Raw genomic sequence first — 14,710 nt, 5'->3', positions numbered from 1 at the left:
AAACTAGATTAACTTTCCTCTTAATTTTTTTGTTGCGCCTTTTTGTGCTTTTTTATCGAGTCGCTTCCGTTGTGAAGATCGAGTTGGTTTGGTTTCTCGTCGGTTTTTTTGAACTGTGGTTGCAGAGATGACTAATGCTTTTAAGCGAGCTAGGGCATCGTCACGATTTTGTTCTTGTGTTCTATATTGCTGCGCTTTAATGATGATGACACCTTCTTTAGTGATGCGTTGATCTTTTAAAGCTAACAACCTCTGTTTGTAAAAATCAGGAAGCGTTGAATGGTGGATATCAAACCTAAGATGGATGGCGCTCGACACTTTATTGACATTTTGTCCGCCAGCACCTTGGGCTCGTATCGCTGTGAGTTGGATTTCCCAGCTTTGAATTGTGACGGCGTTAGATATTTGAAGCATAGATAGAGAGGGCCTTAGTAAAAATCCCATACATTCTACTTAATCTTCGCTAAGGTAGTACAACTTTGTTTTTAATAGGTGTAAATATGAGTATTGATCTTAGTAGTTATCAAGGTTTGATCTTTGATATGGATGGCACACTCATTGATACTATGCCTGCGCACCTTGATGCGTGGGAGAAAACAGCCAATCAGTTTGAATTTCCATTTGATATGGATTGGTTGCATAGCCTAGGAGGAATGCCCAGCTTTAAAATTATCGGACAAGTGAACCAAAAGTATGGTCTGAATTTAGATGCTAAGCAGGTTTCTAAATTTAAAATGCAGAGTTTTGCCGCCTTGGAGCATCATGGTGAAGTGATTGAATGTACATACCAGATATTGTTAGACAATCTTGGTAAGAAAAAGCTAGCGGTAGGAACGGGAAGTCAAAGAGAAAGCGCGACTCGTTTACTCAAAAAAGCACAGCTGTTAGATAGGTTAGACGCCATGGTTTCCGCTACTGATGTCGACAATCATAAGCCCGCGCCTGATACTTTCTTGCAAGCAGCAAAAGAGTTAGCGCTAGAATCGACACAATGCGTGGTCTTTGAGGATACTCATCTTGGCAAAATGGCAGCGCATGCCGCAGGAATGGATTGTTACTTAGTGGTGGATGGACGCTTAGAGTTTCATCCGGTTTCACAAGCGACAGACTAAGTTATTAGGGAATTTTCGACTCAAATCGGCACAATTCATAGATAAGGGTGAATTGTGTTTACTAAGGATTATCGTGACCTGGATCTTTTTTACGTTATTAGCCGCATTTAGCCAGTCTTGGCGCAATGCCTTTCAAAGTCAGCTCAGTAAAGAGATGAATGTGATTGGTGTGACGCTATCGCGATTCTTGTGGGCAAGCCCGCTTGCCGCTTTTTATTTAGTGTGCCTATATTGGTTTGAGCCGGTTGCATTGCCCTACCTTAATATCCGCTCGTATCTATTTATCTTTGGTGCATCAGTGATGCAAATTTTAGCGACTGCGCTAATGGTGGTTCTATTCAAACAGAAGAATTTTGCCATTGGCGCTGGTCTTGCAAAAAGTGAAGCGCCAGTTGCGGCAATTTTAGGCGTATTATTTTTTGGGACGTCTCTTTCGATGTTTGGTTGGGCGGGTGTTATCGTTGGGGGCATAGCCGTGTTTATGCTTAGTTGCTCGAATGGTATACGTACTATTTCATTGAAAACGGCACTTATAGGCTTAGCATGCAGTACCTCTTTTGCGTTGACCTCTTTATGGATTAGAGAGGCAAGCCTCACTCTTGATTTGCCTTTTCCTCATCGTGCTGCTTGGGTCCTATTCTTCGTTATCTCCTTTCAAACTCTTATCTTATTAGCTTATATGTTGTTAAAAGATAGACGGACCCTAAGTTTAATGTTCATTAAGTCTAAACTCGTCATCATGACCAGTGTTGCTAGCTTTGTTGGCTCATTAGGGTGGTTTAGCGCAATGTCACTTCAAACGGTTCCATTAGTGAAAACATTGGGGCAGGTTGAAGTCTTTTTCACCATGCTGATTTCATTCTTCTGGCTGAAAGAGGGCATTCGCAGAAAAGACATGCTCGCACTTATTTTAATCGCTATTGCCGCTATTTTGGTTATGTGGCAGTAGCTTACGTGAAAGTAATATTGTAAATGGGTGTTATCCACTTACTTGCTAGTATATACTCCTTGCCTTTGTTGCATATGTAAGATTATGTATTACTTACTGGAAAAAATAAAATGAATAAATGTCTTCCACTATTGCTTTTAGCGGGTATGAGCTGTGCTGTACAAGCACAAGATTCTACAGAAACTGAACATAAAATTGGTATTAAATACAGCCGTTTGGACCAAACTGCCAGTGCAAGTGGGATCTCGGGTAGCGCGGATGATAAAGGTAACGTATATGGTATTGAGTACACAGCTCTTCGCCCAATATCTGATGAAGAAGCGAATAAAGTTAAGTTTGGTGTGAACGTTGCCTTTGATATTACCACGCTTGACTATGATACTAGCATGGAGGCGGATCTTAGTATGATCACGCTAGCACCTGTTATTTCATATTCGCTAATCGATGAAATCGACATTTATGCAAAAGGTGGTTTTGTGTCTTGGGATGCTGATCTTCCAGGTGCAACTTCTTTGAGTGGTATTGATTTTATCTACGGATTGGGCATTACTTACCAGTCACCTAATGGTGCTTATTCCGGTCTCGAACTAACGCAGTTTGAAGGCCAAGATGATGGTATTACACTAGAAAATACAATGGCATCAATTAAAGTCGGCTTTAAGTTTTAAGCCTCAGCTTTAAGATCAACGTATGACTATTGAATGAAGTTGATTCGTATTGAAATTGAATCGACTTTATTCAATATTGCTTAGGCATTGTCGATGATCACGCCCACCGGATCATTAACAGATGACCTACATAGTTAGCCTAATAATCACATCCAGCATTTCATCAAAGCATGGCCCTAGAGCTCCTTCATCGACCGCATGACAATAAACACCTTGTAACTGATCAGAGTGAAAATCGCTACTTAAATCCGGATCATTTAAGAGTGCAGGAGAGTTTGCCATTCGCAATAATAGATCTTCCCCGAATTCACTATCTGGCCCTGATGAAGATGTGAGTGACGACCCTAAACCGAGTGTAAATACATAAATGTCTTCATTTCGAGCTGCGGTTGCCATGTCTTCAACTAGATTCCTAGCAACACGATTTACTCGTTGATACAGATTATTCGCAGAGTGAGCATAGCGGTTGTATTGGCTTACAGGTCGTACTGGATGATCCGGGTTTAGGATGTTGAATTCAGTTGCGGTTGAATCATGGGCGGTATAGTAATCAGGTAGTTCAACCAAGTGGTCATCAATATTACTCCCTTCGTAGCCATTTCCAGATAGCTTAGTTGCAATCGAATCGTGTTTCCACAAGCCCCTAGGAGTCCCTCTCGACCCATCACTAGAGCGAATCGATCCTATGTAGTCATTTCCATCGGTAAGAGAAAATTGCGAGGAAAAAGTATTAGGCGCACCATCGGTGAAGAAGACAATGACTTTAAGGTTTGCAGGATTGGAAACATTACGTAGTTCATTCAGTGCTGCATAGAATCCCTCGGATGCGTTGGTGTATTGTGCATTAGAACTACTGCCAAAATTAAACGCATCAATTTGGTTTTGTATGCTTGTACGGTTATGACCACGAGCGGCAGTAAAAGGCACAGGGACTTCAGCACCAAAAGCAAATTTTACCAGCGAAATTCGATCAAAAGACTCATGAAAATTTTCCACAAATGATTTGGAGCGGTCGACAACATCTTGGGTGACATCTCCGATGCTGCCGAGCCTCAATGATGTTGTGTTATCAATAACAAGCACTAAATCGACTGGACGACGAATAACCTGTGCTTCAGCCGTCGGCGTAAAAGAGTCGAACCCGATGAAAGATAAGAAAGCATTTGATATCTCTGATGAAGCGTCAACATCAATGGATATATTGCCAAAGGTGTCATAGGCATAACTTACCCCATCAAAACTGGATGTCGCACCATAAAAATCAGATGGCATGTTAGCGGTAAAGTACTTGTTTGCTGCGGTTGTTCCTGCTTGCTCCCCATTTGCGACGGCCCTAGCTGCGGCAATACTGGCAGCATCGACAGCCGCGAGCAGTTTTGACCTCACCACATAGGCTTTACCTGTATCGATCGCCAGACCGACGATAAGCAATATAAAAGGTAAAGAAATGACGGTTAAAATAGCGACAAGTCCTTTGTTATAGCGCTTATTAGTTGTTTTTTTTCGGTTAATCATCGCACCAAGCCCTACATATAAGTGACATCACTAAGTGTGAAATTAGCATCTAATACCAGATTAAAGAGAGGGGTATAATCGTAGAACACCTCCACCACATAAACCGATTCACCATCGTCCAAATTTAACGAAAAGTTATTAAGCGTAGGAGGATTGGCTTGAGAAATATCACACCCGCCATCTGCTTCCCAATCGCCGCAATTACTCCAAATATCACTACTTTTATTAAAACCAGCTTGATTCCATTTATACTGACTGCTGACATAGGGTAATTCATTCTGCTTGCCTGTTACTGATGTTATATAAATTGCTCCATCACTACTTAAATCTAATGGACCAGCGGTGATGGCAATGGTATCCATTATTTTTTGAGGTGTTTCGGTACTACTTCTAGATACGATGTTGCCACCTTCACGACTGATACTGATGATAATGTGATCGGCTTGGATTATTTGAGTGAGTTCGACCGCTCCTGCAATTAATAAAATAAACACAGGTGTCACTAGAGTCATTTCAATGGCTGCAAATCCAGTTTGTTTTTGTGGATACTTTGGTAATGTCATCATATATACACCTAAAATGCTTCATTTTTCATAGCGGCGCTAACGGTGAATTTGTATTTTCCGTCATCGAGGAAAGGATAGATATAGGGACTGGTTGTAGGCCACTCACAATCCAAATGAATGGCAATAATCTCTCCGGAACTTCCAAACCCAGTGACTGCATTGCCAGAAGTATCTTCGACTCTAATATCATCCACATTCATTACTTTCGATAAGAGGCCATCGGATGATGTGGATATTTTTTGCAAGATAGCCGCTTCTCGATTACCTAGAAGATCAGGGTCTAGATTGGATTGCCCTGTCACGGCATATCTCGCCCCTTCCCTTACAGAATGTTGCATGGTGAGCTTTACGTAGCCATAGATACCTAAATCAATCACTGTAAAAATAAGTAAGAAGAAAAAGCTAGCAACAATTGAGAATTCAACGATGGCAAGTCCACGGCTTCTTTTCATTGCTCGATAGGTACCGCCTTTCCCGAAGTGATGATTCACTTGTGCAGTACCTCTTATTTGTGTTTCTTTAGGTCTATTTAAATTGTATTTAACCATGATGTAAGCGCTTCTTATTGTATTTGTAATGATGAGGTTGCTTTATTTATGACATTGCCCTGACATTATTTAATAATGGTATAGGTGATATAGAAACCCATATCAATATTTCAGATTCTAAGTATGAATTAAATATAACTTGAAGTTTATGAGGAGGTTTTGCAATTTATGTATCTATCCTTATGTATTTAAATGTAAAAAATAAATATATCAATATTGAACTTTAATACTAGGGTTTAAATTTACGGTAAACTTTAGTTTTAGAAAGTAACGTTATTTGCTTTTATGCTTGAATGAATTTTTCTGTAAGAGATTGTTTATAATAACGATTAATCTAGAGCCACTGTTTTAAACAGGTTCTCATTATTTGTTTCTGTTTTAATGTGTTATTTAATAGCTATAATGTACAAAGTCTCAAAATCGAGACGATTTTAGAGCACCGAAATCATGGTCAATAGATAGGTTTTTGAGTTTATTTATGATGTTTTTATTCGTTAGCTCAGCATTAAAAGTAGCCACATGATGATTTGATTCTTAGTTAAGTGCATGGTGAGCCCAGATAAGTATTGTATTCGTTGCTCATTAATACTAACTTACAATATCTTAACAAATACATGTTTTATGGTATCTGAACTTATGAATCTCTCTAATATGTTTCGCCTAATAACGCTCGCTGCTATTTGGGGGGCGTCTTTTCTCTTTATGCGTATTGCTGCTCCATCAATGGGAGCGGCTGTTTTGATTGAGGTTCGAGTTGCGCTCGCGGCGATATGTCTATTCTTGATTTCGCTGTATCTGAAGCGAAAGTTAGAGTTCAGAAAGTACTATAAGCACTTTTTCATTATTGGTTTATTCAATACAGCGGCTCCTTTTCTGTTATTTGCTTATGCTGCTCAAACGCTGAACGCTTCAACACTCTCTATTTTGAATTCAACAGCAGCGATCTGGGGAGCCATCATTGGTGTGTTATGGAGAAAAGATGCATTAACCAGAAATAAGTCAATGGGTTTAGTTATGGGGATTGTAGGTTGTGCAATTTTAGTTGGCTGGGATGCGATGAAAATTGGTGAAGGCGCGATGCTTCCTATCGCTGCGGGCGTAATGGCAGCGTGTTGCTATGGTATCGCAACAAACTACGCTAAGAATGCACCTTCCGTTCCGGCTTTTAACAATGCGCATGGAAGCATGTGGGCAGCGGTCATCATTGTTCTGCCGCTACTCCCATTTTTCCCAACACAAGCGCCACTGACCACTGATACATTAATTGCCGTTACTATGCTGGGTGTTATGTGTACTGGGCTTGCTTATTTGCTCTATTTTCGATTGATTACCGAGGTTGGGCCTGCTTCCGCATTATCGGTGACCTTTATTATTCCAGTGTTTGGTATTTTATGGGGGAACTTATTCTTAGGCGAAACAATAGGCTTCAATACCATTATTGGAACCGTTTTTGTTGTTGGAGGAACAATGTTGGTAACTGGTTTTTCACTCTCTAACTTGAAGGCTTCAAGAGCGAAGGTTTAGTGCATTGAAGGTTTAGCGCATTATAGACGTATGCACTAAACCCAATGAATTCTAGATTTGAGAGTTATTTCATTTCTGAAATGACGGAAGGATCATTGAGCAAGTTAAATAGCATACTTTTTGCCGCTGATCGTTGCGCATCGGATAGCGCTTTTGTTGGGTTTTCTCTCGATTGTGTGAGCAGCTTTTTAATGAACGAACTATTTGTGCCAGATAACTCATATACAAATCGTAGCGTGTCTAATAGTTCATCTTGAACCAAGCTATATACTGCCATCTCGCAGCTAAGGTTATCCATTGCAAGTAGGTTGTTCACGACGACTTTACGTTCTGCGTTAAACTTTTCTTTTGCTTCGAAAGCATCAATCAACGTTTGTATTCTGTCGACGATTGCTACAGGTACTTCCATTGTTTTAGTTTCATGAATCATAGTTGATTTTCCTGTTTTAGCTGGAATTTTATCTCTAAGGTAAGTTTACGCTTTAACGGATATTTCAGCATTAACTTTAGCGTTAAAGCTATTGTGTTAAAACCATCGTGTCAAAAGCCATCGCGTCATAAACCATTGCGTCATAAACCATAGCCCCAAGCCTCGGAATGGGCTTGATGTGAGTTAAATTTCCATTTTTAACGTTGAGCAATAAATGATAAGGAGATCTGGTCGTCGGGTCACCCTATATTTTCATTTCTTTGCTGAATACTGTGAGGTTAGTGTTATATAGGAAGCATCTACTCGTACTCACTTGTACACAACGACATTGCAGTATTAGGTGATACGTATCTCATGGCTAATTCGGTGTATGAATAGTTGAGAGCTGAACACATACATCTTGTATTGTTAAATGTTGATATTTTTATCTCTAAGTGAAAAAAATTGTACAGTGCCTTAGTTTGTTTACAAAAGACTCAAGATAAATTGAGACAAAGGATTGACTAAAAATTGATAAGCAATCAAGATCTTATGTAAATTACCTCCAAAAAAATAATTTATGCCCAAACCTCGAAAATTTAAAACACTCGCTTTTTACTTGATCTCGTCACTTTTGCTCTCCGTGTCCTTGTACGCGCAAGCCAATGAACCATTACCTATTCCTCTCTTTTTTGCGGATAAAATTACCGCACAAAATGAAGCCATATTTTCCATTTATCAGTTAGCCGATAGCGAACCAGAAGTCGCCCGAAAAATGCTGTCCCAAATTTCATTAGCGAGCATTGAGGAAAAAGATAACCTTAAGCAAGCTCTATATTATTTGACTCTATTTCGTTTGGAAGGCGCGCTTGGTTCTACCGATATGTGGCAAGAGGATAAATATTCAGGGGACCATGTCGCCAGGCTAGACTCTTTAGGTGAGCGATTAGATCAAGCATGGATGCAGGGTGAGGCTGAATTGGAGAGGATCATTGAATTCATTGAGATCGGATATTATGACGAAGCATTACGACGAGTAGAAACCGTCATCGAGATTGCCAAACAAGCAGAATATTGGCATTTGTTGGCAAGAGCAACGAAATGGCGAGCAAATCTATATGTTGAGTTATCTGACTATCCAAAAGCGATGGAGGATTACCGAACTGCGCTGGATATTTTTACTCAACAGAAAGACATACTTCAACAGGCTAGAGTACTGTCCAATATTTCCACCGTTTACTTTCGCTTAGAGGAGTGGGGGCAAGCGGATAAATACAGTCGTCGGGCCTTTTCGTTGGTTGAACACTCGCATTTTAATAACCCTAGCGTCAAAGTGTTGCTGCATATCAATGCCGGGATTATTGCTAAAAATTTGGATAATAAGGCGTTGGAGTCCGAGCATTTTCGCGCTGCGGTTAAGTTATCGACAGAAAAAGGCTCTCGTTACTCCCAAATTTATGCGCTTGCTAACTTGGTAACGTTACTGATTCAGGAAAATCAAATAGATGAAGCGATAGTAAGTGCTCAGCGATGTTTGGCTCTAGCAGAGGAAGTATCAGATAGAGCGGGGCTAATGTATTGCAATGAAGCGGTAGCAGAAACGTATTTGAAGCAGAAAAGATTTGATGAAGCCTTAACGCTAGCGGAAAAAGTGTTCGCACAATTTGACGCCGCCAATAATCGCATAAAAGCAATATCAATGAAGGCATTTATTGCCAAAATTCATGAAGATAAGTCTGATTATAAAGAGGCTTTAGTGTTGTATAAGGAGTATGCGAATGAACGGAATGACTATCTATTCGACGAACGACGCAAAGAGTTATTTGCTCTTCAAGAAAACTATGAGGCTAAGTATAAAGAAAACGAAATAGAGTTATTAAAGTATGAAAATGCACTAAATTCAGCTCGCCTGTCACAGCAGAAAATGCTCGATAAATTGTGGGTGTCAGTGTTACTTATATTCTGTTTGGTGATTTATATTCTTTTCCGTCGTTATATCTCCGTGTCCAAAACAAATTTCCGTCTTCGTCGATCTAATGAAACACTGACTTCTCAATCATTAGAAGATCCTTTAACTGGCCTGCATAACCGTCGATATTTGGAGCAATGGTTGGAAAAGGCTGAACAAAATAACCAGCTAGCGGCTTATGATCTTGTTGTGTTAGTGGCCGATGTGGATCATTTTAAGAAAGTGAATGATATTTACGGTCATGATGTTGGCGATGTTGTGTTGACAGAAGTGGCTCGTCGCTTAAATGAAAATGCGCGTAGTGATAATGACTTGCTTGTTAGATGGGGTGGTGAGGAGTTCGTTCTGGTGTTAGCGGTATCTCCAGAGTCTGATGTTGAGTTGGTACTCAATCGCCTGCGTGAATCGATTTCAGTCACTCCTATCATATGTGCGAATCATGAGTTAACAGTAACCATTTCGATTGGTGCATTTGGAAAGATTAAATATGGTGAAATACATAAACGGTGGAATGAGATACTCTCAAAATCTGATGAGGCGTTGTACGACGCGAAATTATCGGGTCGTAACCGTGTCAAATTAGTTGCGGATAATTAATGTTCAACGTTGCAGGTTATTTAGGGTAGGGCATTTAAGGTTAGATGGGGTTAGTGCTAACCACCTAACCTTAAACGACGGTTTCTATCTAAAACCGTCGTTTACTGTGTACTAGTATTAATAATTATAGCCAGTAGTCTGAGTTTCCAGCTGCATTTTTCTTGCGTTTCTTTTTGCCAGTGCCTGCTGGTTTTGCCATTGGCTTACTGGCCGCTAGATAGGCTTCAGCCGCTGCTTCATCGACTTCAAATCCTTCAACTTGTTCACGGTCAAGTCTGATTTTGTTCTTCTTCTCGATGATCTTGAAGTGATGGTAATCTTCATAATCGATAAGTGAGAGCGCCAAACCTACTTCACCAGCACGACCGCTTCGGCCAATACGGTGCATATAGTCTGATGGGCTTCTTGGTAAGTCAAAATTGATGACAACAGGTAGTTTTTCAATATCAAGACCACGAGCGGCGATATCTGTTGCGATTAATACGTCAATCTCGCCGGCTTTAAACGCTTCAAGTACTCGGGTTCGAGCGCCTTGGCCTTTATCTCCATGGAACACTTCCGCAATAATGCCACGCTTATGAAGCTTATCCGCTAAGTGCTCACAACTGTTTTTTGCGTTAACAAAAATCAACGCTTGTCGCCATTGATGTTGATGAATTAAATGAGCAAGTAGAGCCGTTTTCTCACCTTTGTTCACAGTAAATACGCGTTGTACTAACGTGCTGGCATCGGTACTTTGTAACTGTACTTCTACTGGGTCGATCAATAACTCTTGAGTCAGTGTTTGAACTTGTTCAGGGAACGTTGCAGAGAAAAGTAGCGTCTGTTTCTGTTCCGGTAGTAAACCTAACAGTGCAGATAACTCTTCCGTAAAGCCGAGGCTCAACATGCGGTCGGCTTCATCTAACACTAAGGTTTTTACTTTATCGAGCTTAATGGCATTGCTTGAGATTAAATCGAGCAATCGACCAGGGGTTGCAACGAGAATATCGGTGCCACCACGCAGTGCGAGCATTTGTGTATTTGCTGATACGCCACCGAATACCGCAACCGTCTTAACCGCGCCGTTGAAGTGCGTAGCATAAGACTTGATGCTGTCTGAAACTTGCTTGGCTAATTCACGTGTTGGAACCAAAATAAGCCCAGTAACATAGTTTCCTTTACCGCTTGGCTTTTCAGATTGCTTCTGCGTGAAAACGTACTCTAACAAAGGAAGCGCAAAAGCGGCGGTTTTACCTGAACCAGTATTCGCACCAGCGATCAAGTCACGACCTACTAAAACGCTAGGAATGACCTGTGCTTGAATCGGTGTAGGTTGTTGATATTCAAGTTCAGTTAGACGAGTTAACAGAGGTTGAATTAACCCAAGTTCTGCAAAATTGGCTGGTGTTGTGGTTGTTGTCATCAGTATAAAAGGCTCAAAGCTAAGATAATGGGCAGCATTTTAGCTTATTTGGGCTTGGTTAAGTAGCTCGATATTGACCTAATACGCATTACTCTAAGAGTGATATGGTGAGTAATGTGGGATTATTTTATTCGAATCACTTGAAGTTCGCGGTTGCTCTGATTAACGTAGCGTCAATTAATGGATAGATAAGAGTAAACAATGAATACAACCAATGAGAATGCTCAAAAACAGTCGGTTTGGACCCAACCAATGGCACAAGATCAATTTGATTTCATGTCCACAGTGTTAGCGGCTCCCTCTCCAATTGGCTTCGAAGCGGCAATGAGCTACGGTGTCATCAAACCAGAATTTGAATCTTTTATGCCAGCAAGCTGGGGCGTTCACCAATTTAAGGGAAGTGCGAGCATCGTTTTCGATTCACACCCTGGGCGTGATGATTTAACCAGCATAATGATTGTTGGTCACGCAGATAAGATCCGTATGCAAGTTCGTAAAATTGATGAAGATGGCAAAGTATGGATTAATACCGATTCTTTCTTGCCAACCACGCTTATTGGCCACGAAGTGAAAGTGTTCTGTTTGGATCCTGAAAAGTCAGGAGCGTATAAATCAATTACAGGTTGTACGGTTGAAGCTCTAGGGGCGATTCACTTCTCTACTCCTGCGCAACGTACGGGCGAGCAAGGGATCAAACCTGAATCTATTTATTTAGAATTGCACATGCATGGCGAAGATCGCAAAGCGCAAGTGGAAGCGCTTGGTTTACGTGCTGGAGACCCTATTTTATTAGATCGACCAATTAAACGTGGTGTTGCGGCCGATACTTTCTATGGTGCGTATTTAGATAACGGTTTGGGCTGTTTTTCGGTGACTGAAATCGCACGTATGTTGGCAAGCGAAGGGCTAGATAAAGTTCGAGTGTTGTACACAATTGCGACTCATGAAGAGATTGGTCGTTTTGGTTCAACGCAAGTGGTGGGTGAGATTAAGCCTGACGTGTTGATTGCAACCGATGTTAATCACGATTATGAAGCAGCTCCGGGAATTGGCAGCCGTAACATGACGCCATTGAAAATGGGCGAAGGCTTTACCGTTGGTCGAGGTTCAGTAAGCTCTGAATTTTTAGTTCAAACGTTAGCAAATGTATGTAGCGAGAAAGAGATCCCATACCAAATAGACTTTTCTGGTCGAGATATGGGAACGGATGGCATGGCGGCTGCACTTGCAGGTGTAGATAGTGCTGCGATCACCATCGGCTATCCGATTCGTAATATGCATACGTCATCTGAATCTGCACATACTGGTGACTTATTGGCATCTATTCACGCTATTGCAGAGTTATTGCGTCACTTCAATGATTTTAATAACGGAAACGGTATCACCCGTGATGACCTGAAAAACAGTCATATTCGATTAGATAACCTGTAATTCTCAGCGTAGTCTAAATAATGTTAGACTATGTGATGTTTGATTTAGTATTTAAAGGCAGAGTAATGAACCCAATTCTTACAATCTTGAAAGAAAGTAATATCAGTGACGAACAAATCCGTGAACTTTTTGAGACGTTGACTCAAAATCCACTCGCGGCAATGGCAACAATTGGTCAATTAGGTTTACCTCAAGACAAACTGCAATTGCTAATGGGGCAGGTTATGCAAAACCCTGCGCTAATTAAAGAAGCAGTAGAAGAGCTTGGACTAGACTTCTCAAAAGTTGAAGCAGCAAAAGAGCAGCTTCAGAAATAGACTTAGTTTCAATGATCTAAACATTAGAGATCATCAATAGTCTGAATAATAGAGAGTCGTTTGATGCACCTTATTCGAGGTGCGCTTGCGACTCTTTTTTGATCTCCATTTTATTGCTTATCTACTTTCCATTATTTCTGAAAAGATAACCCCAGCGATGCCAGCTGTTGCGCTTTGCCTTTAATGTGACGCGTTAGCTCCGTGACTTCATCTACTTCTTTTAAGTTACATTGGGATGCATCTCGAATAGTTACAATGTTCTGATTAATATCGCTGGCTACGACAGATTGCTCTTCTGTTGCGGCTGATATTTGAGTCGCTGCGGCTTCGATGTGCTGCATTACACTCGCCATTTCCTCAATTTTCCGCTGCGTATCTGCTGTGAATTCAATGCATATCTGCGCCGAGTTTTTCCCTTGCTTCATCGTTTCAGAGAGTTCAGCTACAGACTCTAATACACTGCCCATTGATTGCTGGATATCGCTGGTGGCTTTTTGTGTTCGTTGGCTGAGTGCTCTCACTTCATCGGCAACAACCGAGAAACCTCGGCCATATTCACCAGCACGAGCCGATTCAATTGCCGCATTAAGCGCAAGGAGATTTGTCTGTTCCGCAATGCCTTGAATTTCAGACATAATCGATGTGATGCTAGTTAGCTTTCGAGACAAGTTTTCGGCAGACTCATAGGAAGCTGAAACGTCGTCCACTAAGGTCGAGACTTGATTTTGAGTTTTCTTACTTAACGAATTTGCATCTTGGCAAGTCGTATTGGCCGAGAGCACTTGATCCAATGTCGAGGCGCTATTTCTTGAAACTTCACCGATGGTTGCCACCATCTGTTCAACCGCCGATGCAATGTTCTCAATCTCTACGGTCTCTTTTTCAATGTTATGGTGAGCGTTATCGGAGACGTTTTCTAAAGAGTGCACTTGTTTAAGTAAATTACTACTGCTGTCTAACGTTCGTCCTAAAATGGTTTGTACTCGTCCTTGCTGCATCTTTAAGTGATATTCGGCGTAGTTTGTCTTGTCATCACAAAAGACCAAACGAGAAATGCTGTCATAGCTTTGTTTGAGTTCGTCGTAGAATTTTTGGCGAATGAATAGCTCATGGTAAAGCACACTAATGGTTGCAAATGGCACGATCAAAGTGGCAAGAGGAGAGACATAAAAACCCATAATGACGGCGCATAATGTGACAAAAAATAGCATGATGATTCGGTGTTTGGTGGTGACAAGAATGTTTGATGTGAGGCTTCGAGCCTTACTCGAAACGGAGTACAAATTGATCGCACGGTTTTTGACTTCGGGCGCTAATTTACGGCGAACAGATTGATAGCCAATCAAGATGTTGTTTTCAAAAATGGGGGTGACAAAAGCATCAACCCAGTAGTACCGACCATCTTTGCAGCGATTTTTAACAGCGCCTCGCCATGCTTGCCCATTCTTGAGATGTTCCCACAAATCTTTAAACGCCGCTTTAGGCATGTCTGGGTGGCGAATCATGTTGTGGTTTTTATTTAGAAGCTCGTGCGTTTCGTAGCCTGATACCCTGCAAAACTCTTCGTTTACATAGGTAATTACCCCCCTTTTGTCTGTCGTTGAGACTAGCTCCTCATTGTCTGAGAATTCGACTTCTTCATCGACGATCGCTTTATTTCTTCTATTCATAATGATAAGCCTGACGTTATATTTTCATTG

General features: G+C 41.1%; 14 protein-coding genes. 7 read left to right on the top strand and 7 right to left on the bottom strand.

Annotation, left to right across the window (positions count from 1 at the left end; all coding sequences use genetic code 11):
• Positions 1-3: 3 nt before the first annotated feature.
• Positions 4-414: an alternative ribosome rescue aminoacyl-tRNA hydrolase ArfB gene (gene arfB, locus L4C39_RS11310; protein WP_017053467.1), complete on the bottom strand. Its 411-nt coding sequence runs from the start codon at positions 412-414 to the stop codon at positions 4-6.
• An 86-nt stretch (positions 415-500) separates the two neighbouring features.
• On the opposite strand from arfB, the gene L4C39_RS11305 reads away from it, so the two are divergent.
• The 3 genes from L4C39_RS11305 to L4C39_RS11295 all read left to right on the top strand — a co-directional run bounded on the left by L4C39_RS11305 (position 501) and on the right by L4C39_RS11295 (position 2,729).
• Positions 501-1,112, top strand: coding sequence for a beta-phosphoglucomutase family hydrolase (locus tag L4C39_RS11305; RefSeq protein WP_113798280.1), 612 nt, complete (start codon positions 501-503; stop codon positions 1,110-1,112).
• Between the two features lie 73 nt (positions 1,113-1,185).
• Complete coding sequence (locus L4C39_RS11300; protein WP_136995147.1) at positions 1,186-2,061, top strand: DMT family transporter; 876 nt, start codon at positions 1,186-1,188, stop codon at positions 2,059-2,061.
• Between the two features lie 110 nt (positions 2,062-2,171).
• On the top strand, positions 2,172-2,729 hold the full coding sequence (locus L4C39_RS11295) for an outer membrane beta-barrel protein (protein WP_429745965.1): 558 nt from the start codon (positions 2,172-2,174) through the stop codon (positions 2,727-2,729).
• A gap of 126 nt (positions 2,730-2,855) precedes the next feature.
• Here the strand turns inward: L4C39_RS11295 and L4C39_RS11290 are convergent, their stop codons facing one another.
• From L4C39_RS11290 to L4C39_RS11280, 3 genes are read right to left on the bottom strand one after another with little or no spacing between them, the layout of a single operon-like run.
• Positions 2,856-4,244, bottom strand: a complete 1,389-nt coding sequence (locus tag L4C39_RS11290) for a vWA domain-containing protein (protein ID WP_429745963.1) — start codon at positions 4,242-4,244, stop codon at positions 2,856-2,858.
• Between the two features lie 11 nt (positions 4,245-4,255).
• A complete protein-coding gene (locus L4C39_RS11285; RefSeq protein ID WP_429745961.1) occupies positions 4,256-4,810 on the bottom strand; it encodes a TadE/TadG family type IV pilus assembly protein in 555 nt (184 codons plus the stop codon).
• Between the two features lie 8 nt (positions 4,811-4,818).
• Complete coding sequence (locus tag L4C39_RS11280) at positions 4,819-5,262, bottom strand: TadE/TadG family type IV pilus assembly protein (protein WP_040887258.1); 444 nt, start codon at positions 5,260-5,262, stop codon at positions 4,819-4,821.
• Between the two features lie 732 nt (positions 5,263-5,994).
• Between L4C39_RS11280 and L4C39_RS11275 the strand changes: the two genes are divergently transcribed.
• Positions 5,995-6,882, top strand: coding sequence for a DMT family transporter (locus L4C39_RS11275; protein ID WP_429745959.1), 888 nt, complete (start codon positions 5,995-5,997; stop codon positions 6,880-6,882).
• A 64-nt stretch (positions 6,883-6,946) separates the two neighbouring features.
• Here the strand turns inward: L4C39_RS11275 and L4C39_RS11270 are convergent, their stop codons facing one another.
• Complete coding sequence (locus L4C39_RS11270) at positions 6,947-7,312, bottom strand: hypothetical protein (RefSeq protein ID WP_017053460.1); 366 nt, start codon at positions 7,310-7,312, stop codon at positions 6,947-6,949.
• 559 nt (positions 7,313-7,871) lie between these two features.
• On the opposite strand from L4C39_RS11270, the gene L4C39_RS11265 reads away from it, so the two are divergent.
• Positions 7,872-9,857: a GGDEF domain-containing protein gene (locus tag L4C39_RS11265; protein ID WP_429745957.1), complete on the top strand. Its 1,986-nt coding sequence runs from the start codon at positions 7,872-7,874 to the stop codon at positions 9,855-9,857.
• Between the two features lie 124 nt (positions 9,858-9,981).
• Here L4C39_RS11265 and L4C39_RS11260 read toward each other — a convergent pair whose 3' ends face one another.
• Positions 9,982-11,262: a DEAD/DEAH box helicase gene (locus L4C39_RS11260; protein ID WP_429745955.1), complete on the bottom strand. Its 1,281-nt coding sequence runs from the start codon at positions 11,260-11,262 to the stop codon at positions 9,982-9,984.
• A 201-nt stretch (positions 11,263-11,463) separates the two neighbouring features.
• On the opposite strand from L4C39_RS11260, the gene L4C39_RS11255 reads away from it, so the two are divergent.
• Positions 11,464-12,693: a M20/M25/M40 family metallo-hydrolase gene (locus tag L4C39_RS11255; protein ID WP_429745953.1), complete on the top strand. Its 1,230-nt coding sequence runs from the start codon at positions 11,464-11,466 to the stop codon at positions 12,691-12,693.
• Between the two features lie 65 nt (positions 12,694-12,758).
• Positions 12,759-13,010 (top strand): DUF2999 family protein, encoded by a 252-nt coding sequence (locus L4C39_RS11250; protein WP_429745951.1) that lies wholly within the window; start codon positions 12,759-12,761, stop codon positions 13,008-13,010.
• Between the two features lie 131 nt (positions 13,011-13,141).
• Here L4C39_RS11250 and L4C39_RS11245 read toward each other — a convergent pair whose 3' ends face one another.
• The gene (locus L4C39_RS11245; protein WP_429745949.1) at positions 13,142-14,680 is read right to left on the bottom strand and encodes a methyl-accepting chemotaxis protein; all 1,539 of its coding nucleotides are present in this window, start codon (positions 14,678-14,680) and stop codon (positions 13,142-13,144) included.
• Positions 14,681-14,710: the final 30 nt, after the last annotated feature.

Origin of the sequence: Vibrio clamense, from assembly GCF_050337905.1 — a bacterium.
In the GTDB taxonomy this organism is placed as follows: Bacteria; Pseudomonadota; Gammaproteobacteria; order Enterobacterales; family Vibrionaceae; genus Vibrio; species Vibrio cortegadensis.
The sequence above is the reverse complement of the archived record's forward strand: the minus strand, read 5'-3'. Positions and strand labels throughout refer to the sequence as shown.

What these genes read in the sequence shown, in the direction of transcription:
- L4C39_RS11290 (WP_429745963.1), bottom strand. Translation starts at nt 4,244, where the DNA reads ATGATTAACCGAAAAAAAACAACTAATAAGCGCTATAACAAAGGACTT.
- L4C39_RS11275 (WP_429745959.1), top strand. Translation starts at nt 5,995, where the DNA reads ATGAATCTCTCTAATATGTTTCGCCTAATAACGCTCGCTGCTATTTGG.
- L4C39_RS11245 (WP_429745949.1), bottom strand. Translation starts at nt 14,680, where the DNA reads ATGAATAGAAGAAATAAAGCGATCGTCGATGAAGAAGTCGAATTCTCA.
- L4C39_RS11265 (WP_429745957.1), top strand. Translation starts at nt 7,872, where the DNA reads ATGCCCAAACCTCGAAAATTTAAAACACTCGCTTTTTACTTGATCTCG.
- L4C39_RS11295 (WP_429745965.1), top strand. Translation starts at nt 2,172, where the DNA reads ATGAATAAATGTCTTCCACTATTGCTTTTAGCGGGTATGAGCTGTGCT.
- L4C39_RS11305 (WP_113798280.1), top strand. Translation starts at nt 501, where the DNA reads ATGAGTATTGATCTTAGTAGTTATCAAGGTTTGATCTTTGATATGGAT.
- L4C39_RS11270 (WP_017053460.1), bottom strand. Translation starts at nt 7,312, where the DNA reads ATGATTCATGAAACTAAAACAATGGAAGTACCTGTAGCAATCGTCGAC.
- L4C39_RS11260 (WP_429745955.1), bottom strand. Translation starts at nt 11,262, where the DNA reads ATGACAACAACCACAACACCAGCCAATTTTGCAGAACTTGGGTTAATT.
- arfB (WP_017053467.1), bottom strand. Translation starts at nt 414, where the DNA reads ATGCTTCAAATATCTAACGCCGTCACAATTCAAAGCTGGGAAATCCAA.
- L4C39_RS11255 (WP_429745953.1), top strand. Translation starts at nt 11,464, where the DNA reads ATGAATACAACCAATGAGAATGCTCAAAAACAGTCGGTTTGGACCCAA.
- L4C39_RS11280 (WP_040887258.1), bottom strand. Translation starts at nt 5,262, where the DNA reads ATGAAAAGAAGCCGTGGACTTGCCATCGTTGAATTCTCAATTGTTGCT.
- L4C39_RS11285 (WP_429745961.1), bottom strand. Translation starts at nt 4,810, where the DNA reads ATGATGACATTACCAAAGTATCCACAAAAACAAACTGGATTTGCAGCC.
- L4C39_RS11250 (WP_429745951.1), top strand. Translation starts at nt 12,759, where the DNA reads ATGAACCCAATTCTTACAATCTTGAAAGAAAGTAATATCAGTGACGAA.